Source organism: Gardnerella sp. DNF01189 (assembly GCF_049244195.1).
In the GTDB taxonomy this organism is placed as follows: domain Bacteria; phylum Actinomycetota; class Actinomycetes; order Actinomycetales; family Bifidobacteriaceae; genus Bifidobacterium; species Bifidobacterium swidsinskii.
The window spans coordinates 51929-70681 of sequence record NZ_CP058385.1 but is presented as its reverse complement, the minus strand read 5'-3'; the positions used below and the strand labels follow the sequence as shown (position 1 = coordinate 70681).

The 18753-nt window shown below is 41.9% G+C and carries 19 protein-coding genes; 6 read left to right on the top strand and 13 right to left on the bottom strand.

The genetic code is table 11. The features are described from left to right. Window positions 1–42 precede the first annotated feature (42 nt). Together HXT41_RS00310 and HXT41_RS00305 are read right to left on the bottom strand one after the other, a co-directional pair. Window positions 43–1671, bottom strand: a complete 1629-nt coding sequence (locus tag HXT41_RS00310; RefSeq protein ID WP_004110383.1) for a peptide ABC transporter substrate-binding protein — start codon at window positions 1669–1671, stop codon at window positions 43–45. A gap of 386 nt (window positions 1672–2057) precedes the next feature. Next, window positions 2058–3026, bottom strand: a complete 969-nt coding sequence (locus HXT41_RS00305; RefSeq protein WP_116440549.1) for a tyrosine recombinase XerC — start codon at window positions 3024–3026, stop codon at window positions 2058–2060. 85 nt (window positions 3027–3111) lie between these two features. Between HXT41_RS00305 and HXT41_RS00300 the strand changes: the two genes are divergently transcribed. Next, window positions 3112–3405, top strand: a complete 294-nt coding sequence (locus HXT41_RS00300; protein ID WP_012913969.1) for a DUF6725 family protein — start codon at window positions 3112–3114, stop codon at window positions 3403–3405. Between the two features lie 23 nt (window positions 3406–3428). On the opposite strand, the gene HXT41_RS00295 is transcribed toward HXT41_RS00300, so the two are convergent. The 10 genes from HXT41_RS00295 to asnB form a co-directional block, all read right to left on the bottom strand. Next, entirely contained in the window at window positions 3429–4514 is a 1086-nt protein-coding gene (locus HXT41_RS00295; protein ID WP_116440548.1) for a prephenate dehydrogenase, read from the bottom strand. Beyond that, a complete protein-coding gene (locus tag HXT41_RS00290; RefSeq protein WP_116440547.1) occupies window positions 4508–5503 on the bottom strand; it encodes a prephenate dehydratase domain-containing protein in 996 nt (331 codons plus the stop codon). Before HXT41_RS00290 ends, HXT41_RS00295 begins: the two co-directional genes overlap by 7 nt. A gap of 137 nt (window positions 5504–5640) precedes the next feature. After that, window positions 5641–6048 carry a hypothetical protein gene (locus HXT41_RS00285; protein WP_041160476.1) on the bottom strand — a complete coding sequence of 136 codons (408 nt, stop codon included), beginning with the start codon at window positions 6046–6048 and terminating at the stop codon, window positions 5641–5643. Window positions 6049–6091: 43 nt separating this feature from the next. Further along, window positions 6092–8017 (bottom strand): translational GTPase TypA, encoded by a 1926-nt coding sequence (gene typA / locus HXT41_RS00280; RefSeq protein ID WP_064621387.1) that lies wholly within the window; start codon window positions 8015–8017, stop codon window positions 6092–6094. A 190-nt stretch (window positions 8018–8207) separates the two neighbouring features. Continuing rightward, a complete protein-coding gene (locus HXT41_RS00275) occupies window positions 8208–9047 on the bottom strand; it encodes a ParA family protein (RefSeq protein WP_421788696.1) in 840 nt (279 codons plus the stop codon). A gap of 48 nt (window positions 9048–9095) precedes the next feature. After that, window positions 9096–10055 (bottom strand): site-specific tyrosine recombinase XerD, encoded by a 960-nt coding sequence (gene xerD / locus HXT41_RS00270; RefSeq protein ID WP_116440631.1) that lies wholly within the window; start codon window positions 10053–10055, stop codon window positions 9096–9098. A gap of 94 nt (window positions 10056–10149) precedes the next feature. Beyond that, window positions 10150–10533, bottom strand: a complete 384-nt coding sequence (gene rplT / locus HXT41_RS00265; protein WP_004105106.1) for a 50S ribosomal protein L20 — start codon at window positions 10531–10533, stop codon at window positions 10150–10152. Window positions 10534–10601: 68 nt separating this feature from the next. Then, window positions 10602–10796 carry a 50S ribosomal protein L35 gene (rpmI, locus tag HXT41_RS00260; RefSeq protein WP_004128670.1) on the bottom strand — a complete coding sequence of 65 codons (195 nt, stop codon included), beginning with the start codon at window positions 10794–10796 and terminating at the stop codon, window positions 10602–10604. Then, window positions 10777–11538 carry a translation initiation factor IF-3 gene (infC, locus tag HXT41_RS00255; protein WP_012913964.1) on the bottom strand — a complete coding sequence of 254 codons (762 nt, stop codon included), beginning with the start codon at window positions 11536–11538 and terminating at the stop codon, window positions 10777–10779. Before infC ends, rpmI begins: the two co-directional genes overlap by 20 nt. Window positions 11539–11767: 229 nt before the next feature. Continuing rightward, window positions 11768–13654 carry an asparagine synthase (glutamine-hydrolyzing) gene (asnB, locus tag HXT41_RS00250; RefSeq protein WP_119504674.1) on the bottom strand — a complete coding sequence of 629 codons (1887 nt, stop codon included), beginning with the start codon at window positions 13652–13654 and terminating at the stop codon, window positions 11768–11770. A gap of 299 nt (window positions 13655–13953) precedes the next feature. Between asnB and HXT41_RS00245 the strand changes: the two genes are divergently transcribed. The 4 genes from HXT41_RS00245 to HXT41_RS00230 all read left to right on the top strand — a co-directional run bounded on the left by HXT41_RS00245 (window position 13954) and on the right by HXT41_RS00230 (window position 17059). Further along, a complete protein-coding gene (locus HXT41_RS00245) occupies window positions 13954–14751 on the top strand; it encodes a thiamine diphosphokinase (protein WP_064621400.1) in 798 nt (265 codons plus the stop codon). A gap of 372 nt (window positions 14752–15123) precedes the next feature. Next, on the top strand, window positions 15124–16179 hold the full coding sequence (gap, locus tag HXT41_RS00240) for a type I glyceraldehyde-3-phosphate dehydrogenase (RefSeq protein ID WP_421788694.1): 1056 nt from the start codon (window positions 15124–15126) through the stop codon (window positions 16177–16179). 167 nt (window positions 16180–16346) lie between these two features. Further along, on the top strand, window positions 16347–16847 hold the full coding sequence (ybaK, locus tag HXT41_RS00235) for a Cys-tRNA(Pro) deacylase (protein ID WP_004105119.1): 501 nt from the start codon (window positions 16347–16349) through the stop codon (window positions 16845–16847). 137 nt (window positions 16848–16984) lie between these two features. Further along, window positions 16985–17059: a 50S ribosomal protein bL37 gene (locus HXT41_RS00230; protein ID WP_369803150.1), complete on the top strand. Its 75-nt coding sequence runs from the start codon at window positions 16985–16987 to the stop codon at window positions 17057–17059. Window positions 17060–17127: 68 nt separating this feature from the next. On the opposite strand, the gene HXT41_RS00225 is transcribed toward HXT41_RS00230, so the two are convergent. Beyond that, the gene (locus HXT41_RS00225; RefSeq protein WP_119504673.1) at window positions 17128–17805 is read right to left on the bottom strand and encodes a sigma-70 family RNA polymerase sigma factor; all 678 of its coding nucleotides are present in this window, start codon (window positions 17803–17805) and stop codon (window positions 17128–17130) included. 149 nt (window positions 17806–17954) lie between these two features. Between HXT41_RS00225 and HXT41_RS00220 the strand changes: the two genes are divergently transcribed. Next, a complete protein-coding gene (locus HXT41_RS00220) occupies window positions 17955–18734 on the top strand; it encodes an exonuclease domain-containing protein (protein ID WP_116440629.1) in 780 nt (259 codons plus the stop codon). The last annotated feature ends 19 nt before the right edge of the window (window positions 18735–18753 follow it).

The window sequence follows — 18753 nt, the reverse complement described above, 5'->3', positions numbered from 1 at the left end:
AAAGTATGTAACACTATGCTGTTTTCTTAATTAGCTACCAGCTTATTTGTGAAGCTGATAGTACAGCGGCATATTCTGCCAATCCATTGTGAAGCCCTTCAAAGTTGGAACCATCACAGCCTTAGCGTTCGAGTAGAACAATGGGACAGATGGAAGATCCTCAAGAAGGATTTCGTTTGCTTGCTGATAGAGCTTAATAGCCTCTTCTGGCTTAGCAGATGCAGCTTTCTTAAGTAAATCGTCGAACTTTGGATTCTTATAATCACCTTCGTTGGAACCATTGCCATCAGCTGCAACGGAAGCAAATTCCTGAGTCAAGTAATTTTCTGCACTTGGATAATCTGGCATCCAACCTGCACGCCATGCACCCTTAATCTGACGCTTAGCGCAAGCATTACGGAATTCCTGGAATGTAGGAATTGGAGTGGTCTCAGCCTTGATTCCAAGATTATTCTTGAGGGAATTCACAACAGCATCAAACACAGACTTTGCATTTCCATCGGCATTGTAGGAGAAAGTAAGAGATCCATCATACTTAGAAATCTTATCTGCCTTAGCCCAAAGTTCCTTAGCTTTCTTTGCATTAAATTCTACGTTCTCATGACCCTTAAGATCAGCCTTATAGCCTGGAGTCAATGGAGAAGTAAATTCGTTCGCAGGAGAAGCAGTGCCATTGAGAATCTTGTTGATAATCACCTTACGGTCTATAGCCATAGAAATAGCTTGACGACGAAGCTTACCTTCTTCAGTCTTTACATCAAAGTGCGGGAGACTTGAAGGAATAGTGAACTGTTGGATTACAGAACCTGGACGGTTGTAAGCCTTAACAGTTGTATCTTTCTGGAAAGTCTTAGTTTGGGTATCTGGAATATTATCAGTCATATCGAGGTTTCCAGCCTGCACATCGCGGTATGCAGCGTTACCATCTGTATAAACCTTGAAAGTTACGCCATCATTCTGAGCCTTACGTGGACCATCGTAATCTGGGTTCTTCACAACTTCAATCTGCTTGTTGTGATCCCAAGACTTGAACAAGTATGGACCAGAAGAAACAGGCTTTTCGCCATAAGCCTTTGGATCCTTGTAGAAGGATTCCGGAAGTGGAGCAAATGCCAAGTAGCCAACCTTAATTGGGAATACAGAATCTGGCTGTTCCAAATCAACGGTAAAAGTATTTTCATCAACAACCTTCAAACCAGAAAGCTGTTCGTCACCCTTAGTACCATCCTTCTGCAAATCAGCATAACCCTTAATGGTTTGGAAGAAGGAAGCACACTTCTGAGCATTCTTAGCGTTAGCGACGAAGCTCCAAGCTTTCACAAAGCTTTCGGCTGTAATAGGAGTGCCATCGCTGAACTTCTTTCCTTTCTTAACCTTCACGGTGTACTGGGTAGCATCAGCATTTGGAGTGATGCTTTCAGCATCCTCATTCACAGGATTACCTTTTTCATCGAAAGTTACCAACGTGGAATTAACCAACATGGCAGGACGAGCGCCAGCATTTTCGTTAATATTTCCAGGGACTAATTCGTTTTGTGGCTCAGAGTTTGAAACGGTAATAATAACCTTGCCACCGTTTGTTTGTGCATTCTTAGCGGAAGAGCCACAGCCACCAAGTAACATTGCCAGCGAGCAGGCAGCAGCAGCGAAAGCCAAAGCCTTATTCTTCATATATTTTTCTCCTAACGTCTGGTAGGCAGGATTGTCATATCACAAAAAAGCCAAACATCAGCTAAAACATAAAAATCCATCCGGTTTTTATTGCCAGATGGATTCTCGCAAGCCAATGACGAGGCCTCTTCGTTGATTAAAATTCAATGATACGTATTTTTACAAACAATGCAATAGTAAAAGAAAATTGAAAAAAATATTGTATATTAGTAATAATTAATTATTTAAGTCTAGATTTAATTATAAATACCGAAAATTTTATTATTTATATAGTAAAATTTATTGTTTTTTATAGATATATGTATATTACAAAAATGTAAATTAACATATTTATTATGTAAAAAACATGTTAAATATGAATAATTGAATGTTTAAAACATTTACTATCATGCACGCGGAAAAGCTTGAGAATACTTACGTTTTAAAGATTCAATAGAAACATGAGTGTAACGCTGAGTAGTATTAAGCGATGAATGACCCAATAATTCCTGCACTTCGCGTAAATCTGCCCCTCCATTCAACATATGCGTAGCAGCACTATGCCGCAAAGCATGAGGAGAAATATCCGGAACATGCGCACTTTTAGCCTCGTCATGCACAATCTGCCTTACCAAACGCTGATCAATACGCTTTCCGCGAGTACCAAGAAATACTGCCTCTTCAACAGAATTTCGCAATAAAATTTCTCGTCCATCTTTAGAAATCCAAGCAGATAAAGCTTTATAAGCAGGAACCCCAAAAGGCACAACACGCTGCTTATTTCCCTTACCAGTAACTTTTATAGTGTGCGAGGAAAAATTAATATCCTGAATATTTAAACTAGTAAGCTCACCAACACGAATACCAGTCGCATATAAAAGCTCCAGAATTGCAGCATTGCGAAGTCCTATAGCTTTCTGATTTTTGGGACACGAAGTTGAAACATTAGCTTTAGAATCAACATTATTCATTAATGATTCTGCTTGATATTCATCCAAAACAGATGGCAGCATATTTTTAATTTTTGGCGTCATTAAAATTTCTGCAGGATTACCGCTTATGTATTCAACATGCTGACACCACGCAAAAAAACCACGCACCGCAACTACTTTGCGAGCCAAACTTGAACGCGCATGACTTCGCGACTCATCAGCCATCCACGAACGCAAATCATCCGTAGTAAGCTCCGAAATATTATTAAATCCGTGCCGATTACACCATGCTAAACATTGCAAAATATCACTGGCATAAGCTTTCTGCGTGCGTTCACCCAAGCCTTTATTAGCACGAACATAATCAATATAATCATCTATTAAACTCATATATTTAGAAGGTAAGCCTAAGAAATTTTCAGAAACAAATTTATTGTTGCTCATACTTAACTCACCCTTCCATAAAAGTTTAAAACAAAACGTTTGCCATATACTTCAGTCACATGCATAATACAACAAGGAGCATGTTATGAACACACAAACACGGAATTTAACTACACTACCACAGCAAATACCTGCAGGCTCGCGCATAGTAGTAAGAACTTACAAAATTATAGAAGACAATAACAATGGAACACAAAAAATCGAGTATCATGATGCAATTGGGCACGTACTCGAGTGGGACGGGGTAATGCTTCATTTACTTCGAGATCCTGCAGCAAACGGCACTAGAGCTGCCGAAGAAATGTTCATTGATGCCAAAACTATTTACCGTTTAAAGCCAATCCCAGAACGCAAATTCCAAAAGCCGCTTAGTCTGTAGAATTGTCTGATAAGGAGCAAGTTTTACACATTTCTCAAGGAAGCATCTGAGCGCAATAGCAGTTGCGAAGATTCGTTGATGTTAAATCCGGAAAGTTCAACAATGGATTCTCCTAAGCGCGCGGATTCTAATAATTCCTGCTGCCAATTGATTTGAGAATCATACTTCCACAATCTGCTATTTGCAGCATCGCTTTGTTGCATACTAGTTTTAGACGAGTTGCGCTGCAAGTATTTATATTCTCTCCAAGATTGAGCTTTAGCAAAAAACTCTTGCTCTAAAGCATCCGCGGTTTCAACATCATTATCTAACATATTTGCAGCAAAAGTTAGCTCAGAAATTACGGAACGCAATAATTTCGCAGTATTATGCCGATTTTCACTTACCATAGCACGAGTGCGTTGAGGATCAGTAAGAGCAACTCGTGTCATATCTCGCCAGGAACCTGCAGATAGTTGTAAAGCAATAGCACGATTAGATTGTTCACATAATACGTTTGCAAGAGCTGTTGCAACAACATGAGGCATATGAGAAATAAGAGCTGCAGAATTATCGTGCGTTGCATCATCCAAAACTATTGCGCGATTCTTGCATAGCGAAACAATCATTTGCAAAATATTTCTAACTCGCCAAAACTCAGTAGAATCATCAACAGTTAAAGCCCACAAAGCACCATTTAAAAGCTCACCACTAGAAGCTTTCCAACCAGTAAATTCACTACCAGCCATCGGATGCGCACCAACGTAGCAATCTTGCAAACCTGCTGCAGCAACCTGATTTCTAACTAAAGTTTTTACGCTACCAACATCGCTAATAGTTGTGCAAGATTTGTCAATATAAGGTGCAACTTCATGCAAAATACTTGGCATAGCGGCTAAAGCATTGCATAAAATCAAAACATTTGGACGAAGTTTAGCTAAATCTTGCACATTGTCTACGCAAGTAATTCCTAAACTTTTAGCTTCGTCATAAGGCTCATTATGACGATTCCATGCATATACGTTGCAATTTGCCAGTTTAGCAAGTCGTTTTGCAAGAGATCCACCAATAAGACCAAGACCTACAATACCAACAGAAAAATTTTGAGAAAATTCAGCATCGTCTACCATAATAATTCTCTTTCTGCACGCATTACGTTCAAATTACGTAAAGCATCAACTGAAGGTTCAACGCACACTCCACCATGAGGTAGCATCCAATCATCCATCACCGGATTCTTGCGTTTATCAGAAGAATACACTGCTAAAACTCGAACCCAATCACCATGTTCAACAACCTCTTGAATCATATCTTTACACATAGAATCCCAAGGAGCAGAATCAACAGTTGCAATAAAACTGTATAAACCGCCTCGCCCTTTAATCGGTCTAGACATAAAGGAAGTCATATTAAGACCATGATCACGCACAACATCAAGCAAATTTGCTAACACGCCAGCACCTGTGCAACGCGGAATAAATGCAATAATTGAGGAAAATGATGAAAAGTTTTCTCGCTGCACATTAACAAAATCTAAAGCCTGATCTCGAGGAGCTAGCACTAAAAACTCAGTTCGCGCGCCAGAAAAATCTTCAACTGCTTCACTCACAATCTGCCTATTGTATAAATCAGCACAAATTTTAGGGCATAAAGCAACTTCTCCAGGAACTAAATCCCTACAAGCAGCAGCATTTGAAGACGCAGTTTTTTCTTTCAATCCACGCTCTTGAGCAAACTTACGACATTGTGCCAACGCATGCGGATGAGCAACAATAGTAGAACAGTTATCGATTGAATCTGACTTGCAAATAACAGCATCAAAACTAATATCGACTCCTACGCGAGCAATACCAACCATATTCTTTGCATCAATGAGTAAATCTAAATTAGGTATTACAACGCCCTCAATATTGTTTTCCCACGCAATAACACCCCAATTGTTATGCTCTTCAATTTCACTAGCAATACTAAGAACATTCTCGCAAGCAATTGGAATAAGTCGCAAATTCTCAAATGATTGTAACTGCTGCTGAACTTTTAAAGCTGCTTGATGAGTAAAAGAACCTTCCGGCCCTAAATAGCATAATTTACGTGAGAACTTACTGTTACTACTATTCATAAGTATTCCTTAAAAACTGTTGCAGTTAAGAATATTGTAATCAAGACTACTGTAAAAAATACTGCTTAATACTTCTTTGTATGCAAAATTCACAGCGAAGTCACGCTTAAATTATTGCAAATTCTTTGCTCATTTCACTATTCAATAACAAACCAACGCTGAGGCATACAAAGCAAGACTAAGTGAGCAACAAGAACGCCGTAAAGCCAAAAATATCCAACATATTGCGAACACCATGGCAACGGTATTGTGAAACCAACAGGTACTAGAATTGCACTGCCAATAAAATCTAATGCGAGAATCCAAGCAAACGCGGAGAAAACTATTGCGTGAATAAGTAATCCACTCCAACCACTACGAGATCTTGCACACCAAGCAGACAAAAACAGCAAAAGCATAGATAATACGAATCCGTAAGGAATGTTATCCATTGCACCGCAGCGATGAGCAAAAGTACCAATCAACGCGCATATTACTGCAGAAACACACGTGGTCGCATACCTGCCCCACGAAGGCAAGCGATGCGACCACGGTTTCGACGACATAATAAAACCTAACGTTCCATTACTAATTGGTATATTGCGATTATCATGCAGCGTTGTTGTTTTGACGACGCTGCTTAGCACGCCACTTATACCATTCGTCACGGCTCAAAATAATCTTGCGCACGCGAATTGCTTCAGGTGTAACTTCCACGCATTCGTCTTCGTTAGCAAAGTCAAGAGACTCTTCCAAGCTCATCTTGATTGGCGGAGTCAAGGTCTCGAGAACATCAGCGGTTGAAGAACGCATGTTAGTCATGTGCTTAGCAAGCGTAATGTTTACATCCAGCTCATCTGGCTTGTTGTTAATACCAACGATTTGTCCTTCGTAAACTGGGCTTTGTGGATCAACGAAGAATACGCCACGAGCTTGCAAACGCTGCATAGCATAAGGAGTTGCAACACCCTTGCGGTCACAAACCATGGAACCATTCTGACGAGTCACAATCTGACCAGCCCATGGAGCATAACCGGCGGAAATAGAGCTTGCAATACCAGTTCCGCGAGTAGCAGAAAGCAAAGCAGTGCGGAAACCGATAAGACCACGCGAAGGAACAGTAAATTGCAAACGAACCCAACCAGAACCGTGGTTGCTCATAGAATCCATGCGACCCTTGCGATCAGCCATAAGCTGAGTGACGGTACCCATGTACTCTTCTGGGACGTCAATCGTAGTGCTTTCCATAGGCTCATTAATTTGACCATCAATAGTCTTGGTAACAACCTGAGGACGACCAACTGTAAGCTCGTAGCCTTCGCGACGCATCTGCTCAGCTAGCACAGCCAAAGCAAGCTCGCCACGACCTTGAACTTCCCAAGCATCTGGACGCTCAGTTGGAATAACCTTAATAGAAACGTTACCAATAAGCTCGCGATCCAAACGATCCTTAATCATACGAGCAGTAAGCTTATGATCCTTGCCTTCAGTTCCAGCAAGAGGAGAATCGTTTACTCCGAAAGTCATAGAAATTGCAGGATCGTCGACATGAATTAATGGAAGCGGCTTTGGATCGTTTTGGTCAACGATAGTTTCGCCAATCATAATGTCGTTTACGCCAGCAACAGCAACAATGTCGCCAGGACCTGCAGAAGCTACAGGAGTGCGCTCCAAACCTTGAGTGCGAAGAAGCTCAGAAACACGGAAGTTTTCAATGGAACCGTCGACGCGAGAAAGACCGTAAGTCTTGCCCTTTTCCAAAGTTCCGTTGTAAATTCGCACTAAACCGAGACGACCCAAGAAGTCAGAGGAATCAATGTTTGCAACATGAGCTTGAAGAGGAGCACCTTCTTCGTATTCAGGAGCTGGAATGTTCGAAATAATAGAATCAAACAATGGCTCCAAATTATCGTTATCTGGCAAACCACCATTTTCAGGCTGATTAACAGAAGCATAACCAGCTTTAGCAGCGCAATAAATTACTGGCAAATCAAGCAAAGCGTCGAGATCGAGGTCAATACCTTCCTCGACAACATCCTGAGCCAAGCCAAGAAGCAAATCTGTAGATTCGCCAACAACTTCTTCAATACGAGCATCTGGACGATCTACCTTATTTACGCACAAAATAACAGGAAGCTTAGCTTCCAAAGCTTTACGAAGCACAAAGCGAGTCTGTGGAAGAGGACCTTCAGAAGCGTCAACCAACAAAACAACGCCGTCAACCATAGAGATACCACGCTCGACCTCACCACCGAAATCAGCGTGACCTGGAGTATCAATAACGTTAATAGTGATACCTTCTGGATGACCATACTTTTCAGCTAATGGACCTGTGTACTGCACAGCAGTGTTCTTAGCAAGAATAGTAATGCCCTTTTCGCGTTCCAAATCATTGGAATCCATAACGCGATCTGGAACTTCTTCACGCTCAGAAAATACGTGCGACTGCTGAAGCATGGCGTTTACCAGAGTGGTCTTACCGTGGTCTACGTGCGCCACAATTGCCACATTTCGAATATCACCGCGAACAGTCATCACAAACCTCTTCCATTCTTCGCGTTTAAGTAATTATTAACATGCAACCGCTTAAGCTATAAATATCGGCTGAAACAGTAGCTATATACATTATTGACAAGCACCCAAATAGGTAAACTGCCAAACCGCACCGATTTTACTAGTGAGCGCAGACAGCTTTTAATCCACACTAACGCAGAACAACAAGAACTTACGCAACAACACCTTTAGCAATAAGCTCACGCGCAACTTCGCGGTACTCTTTTGCAGTCTTGTGTTCAGGAGCAAAAATAGTGATAGGAACTGCAGCAACTGTAGAATCTGGCAGCTTAATAGAACGCGAAATCACAGAGTGCAAAACGCGATCTTGGAAAGCTTCATAAATGCGCTGCAACACTTCCTCACTATGAAGTGTGCGAGTGTACATAGTGACAAGAACTCCAAATACTTTAAGATTTGGATTAATACGAGATTGTACCTTCTCAATTGATTGCATAAGAAGAGCCACGCCTCGAAGAGCAAAAAACTCTGCAGCAAGTGGAATAATCACACCATCAGCTGCCGTTAACGCGTTTACAGTAAGCAAGCCGAGAGAAGGCTGACAATCGACTATAATAACATCGTATTCGTCGCACACTTTGCGCAATACACCTGCTAATATTTGCTCTCGTCCTACTTCAGTTACTAACTGAACTTCAGCTGCAGATAAATCAATATTTGCAGGAATAATATCAATATTTTCTGTTTCAGTATGACGAATTACGTCGTGAACATCTACAGACGAATCAAATAATGCCGTATAAACTGTATTATCAAGCGCATTTGCGTTAATTCCAAGTCCAACTGTTGCCGCACCTTGCGGATCGAAATCAACAATCAAAACGCGACGACCATACTGACTTAGTGCGCCAGCAATATTAATGGAACTTGTAGTTTTACCAACTCCACCTTTCTGGTTGCACATTGCAATAATGCGAGCAGGACCATGTGAAGTTAACGGCTCTGGTGCATGAAAAGTTTCGTATTCGCGTCCAAGTAAATCAGTAGGCATGTTCCCCACTTTATCAACAGGTATACTCACGAAACTCTGAGCATAAAATTATTTAGCTCGAGGATGACTCATTACGTAAGCTTCAACTAATGCGTCGGGACTAATATGCGTATAAATTTGCGTAGTTGTTACGGAAGCGTGACCAAGAAGCTCTTGAACTGTGCGCACATCAGCACCACCTGCAATAAGATGCGTGGCAAGAGAATGACGCAGCGTATGCGGATGCAATGGTTTGTCAAGTTTTGCACGCTCGCCAGCTTGCGTTACTATTGCCCATGCTGATTGACGAGAAAGTGCATTACCTCTCTTATTTAAGAAAATTGTGTGCAATTCACGTTTGCCCTTTAACGCTAATTCTGGGCGAGATTTCTCCATATAGTTACGAAGAGCACGAACAGCACAACCACCAATCGGAACTAAACGCTGCTTAGAGCCTTTACCTGTAAGTTTTACAACAGATTCGTTTAAATCAATATCTTCGAATTTTACGCCAACTGCTTCCGAAATTCGCGCTCCAGTAGCGTATAAAAACTCGAGAAGAGCAGTATCTCTAATCGAAATAGCATCGGAACTTCCAAAATTCCCTGCAGCTTCAATAACTCTATTTACTTCTTCAATACTTAAAACATCCGGCAAGTAGTCTGCTTGTTTTGGAGCTTTTACTTGCGCTGAAACGTCAGCTTGTATGTCACCATGAGCAAGCATAAAGCGATGCCACTCGTGAATACTTGCAAGTCGACGCGCAACTGTCCTAGTCCCCAACCCTAATTCATTCAAAGTTCGAATGTATGATTCAATATCTAATTGAGAAATAGTAGCAATATCTTTTATTTTTCGTTCGTCGCAAAGCCAGCATGTGTAATCTTGCAAATCTGAAGCGTACGCAGATACTGTTTTTTTAGAAAGACCACGCTCAATATCAATATGCGCAATAAAGCGTTGAATATGAAGTGCAAACTCTTCAGGAATATTATTTTCCCTATTGTCAGAATCAAGATTTGAGCGCATAAAAATAATTATAGCTAATAAGTAAATTTGTTGATTTAAAAGAAAAAGCCCACCTAAATTGGTGGGCTTAAAATAGAACTCTATTAAAGCAAAATCAGGCTTCAACTGGAGCGTTTACATCAGCTGGCAATGCAGCCTTAGCAGCTTCGACAACAGCCTTGAAAGCTTCAATATCGGAAACTGCGAGCTCAGCAAGAGCGCGACGATCCAATTCGATGCCTGCCAAGTGCAAGCCCTGAATGAAGCGATTGTAAGTGATGCCTTCAGCGCGAACTGCTGCGTTAATGCGCTGAATCCACAACTTGCGGAAATCACCCTTGCGAGCCTTGCGGTCGCGGAAGTTATAAGTAAATGAGTGGAGCAGCTGTTCCTTTGCCTTGCGATAAAGACGGGAGCGCTGACCGCGGTAACCAGAAGCCCTCTCAAGAACAACGCGACGCTTCTTGTGAGCGTTTACTGCGCGCTTTACTCGTGCCATAAGTATTCCTCAGCTTTCTTAAAAATTTTCGATTGCGTATTCGTTTACAAGCAATTCTTACTTGTTACTTACTTAACGAGCAAGCCCTTAAGCTTCTTGCTCTGCGCAGTAGCCAATACTTTATCTTCAGAAAGAGCACGACGCTTACGAGCCGACTTGTGCTCCAAGTTGTGGCGCATGGCGCTACCATCGTGCATCACCTTACCGGTACCGGTAAGACGAACGCGCTTGGACGCTGCGGAATTAGTTTTCATCTTCGGCATTGCTGCCCTCCTTGTGATGTTGATCGGATTGCATAGCATTTACTGCAGCTGCAGCTTGTGACTGAACCTCTTGCTTAGCTGCAAGACGAGCAGCCTGACGAGCTTGACGCTCAGCGCGAGATTCAGCGCCACGACGACGTTGCTCAGACTGTGTATGAATTTTCTTGCCTTTTGGAGCAAGAGTCATAATAATATTTCGACCTTCTTGCTTTGGCGCAAACTCTACTGTGCCACTTTCAGAGACCTCATCTGCAAGTCGGCGCAACAATTCAACGCCACCAACCGGACGAGATTGCTCACGGCCACGCAACATAATAGTTACTTTTACCTTGTCTCCGCCGTTCAAGAAACGAAGCACATGACCTTTCTTCACATCGAAATCATGATCGTCGATCTTGAGACGGAAACGAATTTCCTTAACCTCTGCGACGGTCTGATTACGACGTGCTTCACGAGCCTTAATCTTTTCGTTGTACTTGTACTTACCGTAGTCAATAAGCTTGGCTACTGGAGGCTTAGCAGTAGGTGCAACTTCGACAAGATCGAGGTTAGCTTCCCTTGCAAGGTTTAACGCGACAGAGGTTGCGATAACTCCCACTTGCTCGCCCTTTGGACCAATAAGGCGCACCTGAGGGACTCGAATTTCCTCGTTAATGCGTGGTTCGTCGCTAATGATGACTCCAATCCTTCTAAATACTTGTAAGATGTAATACACCAAGAAGTCCAAGAGCTTAAGATTCACCACTTCATATCAATAAAACGCTATATAACAGCGCAGCAAGCAGCACAAGAGCTAACTTGCGTGACCGAAGTCATGAACCCGAAACCACAGTAGGCTTCCAGGTGGGGACATCCCACTTTCTTGATTACTCAAGCCGAATATTCATTTTACTAGAAGCCTTGACAAAAAAGCAGCCAACACACGAAACGCGTTTTGACTGCCACAAATCAAAGCTAGAACTATGCGATTTCTACGCTAACTGCATTGGCTCAGGCTTCAATCCATCATGATTAAAGTACACATCATACCAAGTCAGGAATGTGTAAACTGTCCAAATCTTACGACGATCGTCATTTTTCTTTGCATAATTATCGTCAATCATACGAAGTAAAGCATCTCTATCGAAGAATTTAGCAGCATCGTCACTTTCAAACGTCTTACGCACAATCTTATAAAAACGTTCCTCACGCAACCAATCCTTAACTGGCACAGGGAAACCAAGCTTTTCTCTGTCATACCAAGCTTTTGGCAAATGACGGGACGCAGCTTTTCGGAAAGCAAACTTCGTATTTTCATCAGTAATTAAATATTTAGTAGGAACTTTTTCTGCAACATCCATAAGAACACGATCAAGCAAAGGCACGCGAAGCTCCAAAGAATGTGCCATAGTCATTTTATCTGCCTTAAGCAAAATATCTCCTGGCATCCATTGATGCATATCAAGATATTGCTTTTTCTTCACTTCAGAAAGTCCCTTACCAGCAATTCTATTGTAAATAGCATCAACAATGCTGCGAACGCTAGGACCCTTGCGATACTCAGGCTTCAAAAGTTTTACAGCATCTTCCTCATTGAAAACCTTTGACTGACCGATAAAATGCTCCTCAGCTGGAGCCAAATTAGCGTACAAATGCCACGCTCCATGGAAATGCTTACCCTTTGCAGCTCGACCAATCGCGTAACGCAACTTTTTTGGCAACTTTGCAAGCATGCGAGTCACAACTTTAATAAGTTTAGAACGCGTATGAACACCATAATCAATGTATCCTGCAAATAATTCATCTGCTCCCTCACCGCTTAGCACAACGCGTAAATCTTGCGAAGCTAATTTTGCAAGGAAGAATAATGGGACGCAAGAGAAATTAGAATCAGGTTCGTCCAAATACCACTGAATTTGTGGGAAATAACGGAATGCGTCAGCAGCGTCAATAATTTCAGATTTATTGTTTAAGCCAATAATTTTTGCCAATTCGCTTGCTTGTTTGGATTCATTGTATCTTCCACCAGCAAAACCAATAGAATATGTGTGTTCAGGGCGCGCAACAGCGGCAACATAACTTGAATCAACTCCAGAAGAAAGGAACGAACCAACTTCAACATCCGCAATTTGGTGAGCTTGAACAGAATCACAAACTGTTTTATCAATAGAATCAACTAATTCATTCAAGCGTTGCTTTGTTTCTTTGAAATTAGGATCGTAATATTGCTCAATCTTCATTTCGCCATTCTTATACGTAAAGCAATTACCTTCACGCAGCTTAAAAACGCCCTTGAAGAAAGTTTCGTTAATTGCAGGATATTGGAATGTCATAAACGGCTTAAGCGCATTTTCGTTAAGTTCCTTCTTAAAATCTGGATGGCGCAGTAAAGATTTAATTTCGGATCCGTACATAAAAGTACCATTCATTTGCGCATAATAAAAAGGCTTAATACCGAAATGGTCGCGAGCGCCAAACAATTCTTGAGTACTCTTGTTCCAAATAACAAATGCAAACATTCCGCGTAAACGATTAAGTAAGCCTTTACCCCACTCTTCGTATCCGTGCACTAATACTTCTGTATCGCAATCAGTATGGAAAGTGTGACCAGCTTTAATAAGTTCTTCGCGAAGTGGCTTGTAGTTATAAATCTCACCATTAAAAGTAACTGCAAGATTCCCATCCTCGTTGTACATAGGTTGGGATCCACCGTGAAGATCTATAATGCTAAGTCGACGAAAACCAAGTGCTGCGTGTTCGTCAATCATAGTTCCATACTCGTCAGGACCACGATGCGCAATCACATCTGTCATATCTTTTACAATTTGGCTTTTGACGTTAATTGGGGTGTCATTAATGAACCCTGCAATTCCGCACATTTATTTCTCCTCGTAGAATATACAACACAGCATTACGTTAGTCTACTAGCAAATAATTAACGAAAATCCATAATAACTTGGAAAATCTAACTTGCCATGCAATATTACACCAAGCACTTTATGTTAAGCGAGTATTAGTCTAAAAATTCCTGTATTTGCCGGAATAAAAGCAATAAAATACGTTAATATCAAATCCAAAAATGGCATAAAACATAGTCAAATGTTGGTTAACAACTACGCTTATAAACTCTTGTTGTAAATGTATGGTATCAGTACAAATGCAGCGTTATTATGTTGCTATGGAACCTTTGCAACGCTGCGTAGTATTAGCAGCAGGAGATTATTACGATCATACGCGTGAGCATGTGCCAGATCGCGCTTTAACAATTGCAGCTGATGGAGGCTGGGATCATGCATGTAAATTAGGTTTGCATGTAGATGCGCTCATCGGCGATTTTGACTCTGTTAGATTAAAGCTCCCTACTGATGCAGTTATTACTAGATTGCCTGCAGAAAAAGATGATCCGGACTTACTTTCTGCGTTGAAAGTCGGTTGGGCTAAAGGCTCTCGAGAATTTCATATTTTCGGAGGATTAGGTGGTCGAGTCGACCATACTATTTCCAATATTCAACTTATGGTTCGTTTAGCGCGTCGCGGTGGAATTGGATTCTTGTACGGCGACGGTCAAATTGTTACAGCAATACATGATGGATCTCTTGATTTTCCAGCATCATCTGGAAATGATTTGCGCATAGTTTCCGTTTTTTCTCATACTCCAGTTTCTAATGATGTAAATGAAGTTGGATTAAAGTATCAGCTTAAACACGCAACCATGCATGGAGATGCAGTACAAGGTTTAAGTAACGAATTATTAAATGATACGCCTGCTCATATTGACGTTCATGAAGGAACACTTATTGTAACCTTCCCTATTAATGCTCCATTACCACAGGTGAGCTGGTTTAAAAGACCAATTGGAGATTTAGGCGAAGTCGATACTTCTATATCTGAGGCATTAGCAGTTCCTCTTGAAAGCGAAACTACTCCAACATATTCGACTACTGCAGCTGCTGAAGCAATGACGTATAACGAATAGGCGCAAACTTTAGTTTGTGCAAATGGCTGACGAGGTTCTTTTACTTGAAAAACTCGTCAGCCTTTTTCTTTTTAACATTACATGCGTTGTTCAATTGAACAATATTGATTCGTAAAATGTTATGCAAAAACGCAACTGGAAACTATCAAAAAATTCACAAAAACACTCATAAAACACAGCATGTTAACGCTCACTGTTCTCACAATGCATTATTGCAATAAAAGTGAGCTATATTACAACTCTTCGTACATACCGCACACTAAAATGAACACCGTTAATTCAAATAACGATGACCTAAATGCGTGAGTTTTCATCGCGAAAATAGCGCGACTTAAAACGTTGCGCACGAGGTCTCACTCAAGGGAGAACCACATGACAGTCAAGATTGGTATTAATGGTTTCGGTCGTATCGGTCGTCTCGCATTCCGTCGTATTTTTGAGCTTCAAGCTCGCGGCGGTCAAGCAGGTGACATCGAAGTCGCAGCCATCAACGATCTGACCACCCCTTCGATGCTCGCCTACTTGCTCAAGTATGACAGCACCCACGGCACATTCCGCCACGATGACGGCACCCCAGTTGAGGTAACCTCCACCGAAGACGCAATCGTTGTAGATGGCAAGACTTATAAGGTTTACGCCGAAAAAGACGCAAATAACATTCCATGGGTTAAGAACGACGGCGTTGAATTCGTTCTCGAATGCACCGGTTTCTACACTTCTGCAGAAAAGTCCCAGGCTCACTTGAACGCAGGTGCTAAGAAGGTTCTTATTTCTGCTCCTGCTAAGGACGAAACCACTCCAACAGTTGTGTTCGGCGTTAACCACGAAATCTTGAAGGCTTCTGACAACATTGTTTCCGCTGGTTCTTGCACCACCAACTCCATGGCCGCAATGGTGAAGTTGCTTCAAGACAACTGGGGAATCAAGTCCGGCTTCATGACCACAATTCACGCCTACACCGGCACTCAGATGATTCTCGACGGCCCACGCGGCTCCAAGCCACGCAACAACCGTTCCGCAGCTTGCAACACCATTGAGCACTCCACCGGCGCTGCTAAGGCAATCGGCAAGGTTGTGCCAGAAGTTAACGGCAAGCTCCAGGGTCACGCACAGCGCATTCAAGTTCCAGACGGCTCTGTTACCGAGTTGACTACTGTTCTTGAGAAGCCAGCAACCACTGAAGAAATTAACGACGCTTTCAAGAAGGCTTTCAAAAACTGCGAGTACTTCGGTTACAATGCAGACAGCATCGTGTCTTCTGACATCATCGGCGACACCCACGGTGGCGTTTTCGATCCAACTCAGACCGACGTGAACACTGTTGACGGTGTAACTTTGGCTCGTACCGTTACCTTCTACGACAACGAGTACGGCTTCACCTCCAACATGATTCGCACCCTTCTTTACTTCGCTGAAATCTCCGAGTAATTTCGCTAAGCATCAATCAGCAATAGCTGGTTGTGCGAATATTTAATGTATCAAAACCCCTTGTGCTGCTTTCTAAGCTACACAAGGGGTTTATATGTTAAGTCAACAGTCGGTATAGCATATCATGTAACAGAATTTGATGGCTGAGTATAAGGCACGGTAACAAAATGAGTAAAAAACATGCAGAAACCGGAAAAGCAACTCCTGCTATTGCGCAACTCGAAAACGCAGGCATCACCTTCCGCATAGCGCAATACGAGCATGACGCTGATCACATGGACGACGGCTACGGAATTGAGGCTGCTGAAAAGCTAGGCGTAAGCGCAGCTCAAGTTTGCAAAACTCTCATGGTTGACACTGGTGAAAAGCGAGTAGTTGGAATTGTTCCAGTAAACGGACGTCTCAATATGAAAGCAATTGCAGGAGCCGTACACGCAAAGAAAGCAAGTATGACAAGCCCAGAAGTTGCGCAACGAGAAAGCGGCTACGTAGTTGGCGGAATTTCACCATTCGGACAAAAAACGCACCATGAAACAGTACTAGATAGTAGCGTAATGCAATTTGATGAGATTCTTGTTTCTGGAGGAAAACGAGGATTGGACGTAGTTCTTAATCCTCAAGATATCGTAACATTATTAAACGCAACTGTAGCTGATATAGCAGCATAAGCAACATAAGCTTTATCACTGCAAATATTGCTACCAACAAGTGATTACTCGCACGGGATTAGTACGTTGGCAAATATAACGTCTTGGCAACGTGCGATAATCCCTAAGGTTGTTCATTAATCGTTAAGGAGTGCATTATGGGTATGCGTGGCCGCAAGCGCAAGGCGCGTCGTAAAAAAGCAGCGAATCATGGTAAAAGACCAAATGCTTAAACTATAAATTCGCTTATACATACTGTAAAGCCCACGTCAATCGTGGGCTTTTTCGTTTTAACATACTTTTATTCACTAGAATAATCAGAAAGCTCACGTTTGAGTTGCATGCGAGCGCGGTTAAGTCTGCTCATAACAGTTCCTATTTTTACGCCTTCTTCTTGGGCAATTTGTTTATAAGATTTACCTCGAATAGCGACTTCAATAAAAACTTTTCTACGCTCAGGCGGCAACTTACTAAGCGCAGCAATAATCTCTTGTGGAGCAAACCCTTCTAAATATTCTTGTTCAGCAGAAAGCATTCCTTTTGCGCAATGATTAGAAGCCTCATAGATATCCCAATCATTGTAGTCACCAGTTTCATCGTTAGCACGTTTAGGGCTTCGTTTTGCTTTCGCGTACTGATTAAAATACAAATTTCGTTCAATCCTGTTAATCCAGGCAGCAAAATTCGTGCCAGGCTGAAAAGTTTCAAAAGATTTAAGAGCGCGCTCAAAAGTATCTTGCACTAAATCTTGCGCATCCTGCGCATTTTGCGTAAGACGCATAGCTTGAGTGTACAAAGGATCAACGCAAGTAGATACAAGTTGTTCAAATCTTTTGCGTCGACTTTCCATTGCAGAACTTTGCTTAGTATCTACTAAACGATCACTAAATAAGCGAGCATTACAATTTTTTGCATTTTGTTTTTTAACTCTTACGCTTTTAGAGCACATAACATTTGTCTTCTCGATTTGCTCACTCATATAGTCAATAATACTTTTACTTTGCACATATCGCTACTGATTTATCGTATTGCATAGTGTAGCGCAGCGCGAGATGGTAACACATCGCAGCACAATAACGCAGCGCGGCATAGTGTGACATTGCGTGACATTGCGGTAGTATTGTGACTATGCCAACTCATATTCAAGAATTGTTAAATGCTTTAGATTTAGCACCTAAGCAAGATGAGAATACATTACTTGCTGAATCATGGTTACTTGGTTTCGACACTGAAACTACAGGTGCAAATATTGGTAAAGATGCCATTGTTTCTGCAACTCTAGTATTACGCAATCCTGAACTAGCTCACGCTGGAGATGTGGTATCAACTTGGTTAATTAACCCTCATCAGCCTATGAATCCTAAGGCAAGCGAAGTAAATGGTTTCACAGACGAATACCTTCAAGAACACGGCGGAGAGCCTGAAGAAGAACTTGAATTCCTTGCACGTGCAGTAAGCATGGCTCAAGCTAAGAATATTCCACTACTTGCTTATAACGCTCCATTTGATATTGCAATGTTACGTCACGACTTGAAGCATTGGCATCTTACTGCGCTAGAAGAACGCGCAACTTGTTCAATACATGCACTAAACGCTAATGACATTCTTACTGTTGACCCTCTTGTTATCGATAGGGCTGTTTCTAGAAGATCCGGCAAGCGTACTCTCACTATTACATCTCAGTTTTACGGGGTTGAACCAATCGGAGATTTCCACGATGCTACAGCAGACACAGTTGCAGCTCTTGATTTGATTGCTCCAATGAGCAAACTATATGAGTCAGTAAGTTGCATGAGGCTGAATACTATGATGGATTGGCAGCGCGAAGCTTATATTAATTGGCGAGATAGCTTCAATCAATGGCTGCAATCTCACGGACGTGAGCCTATTACTGGAACATGGCTATAAAACATTTGGTGAAAAGAAG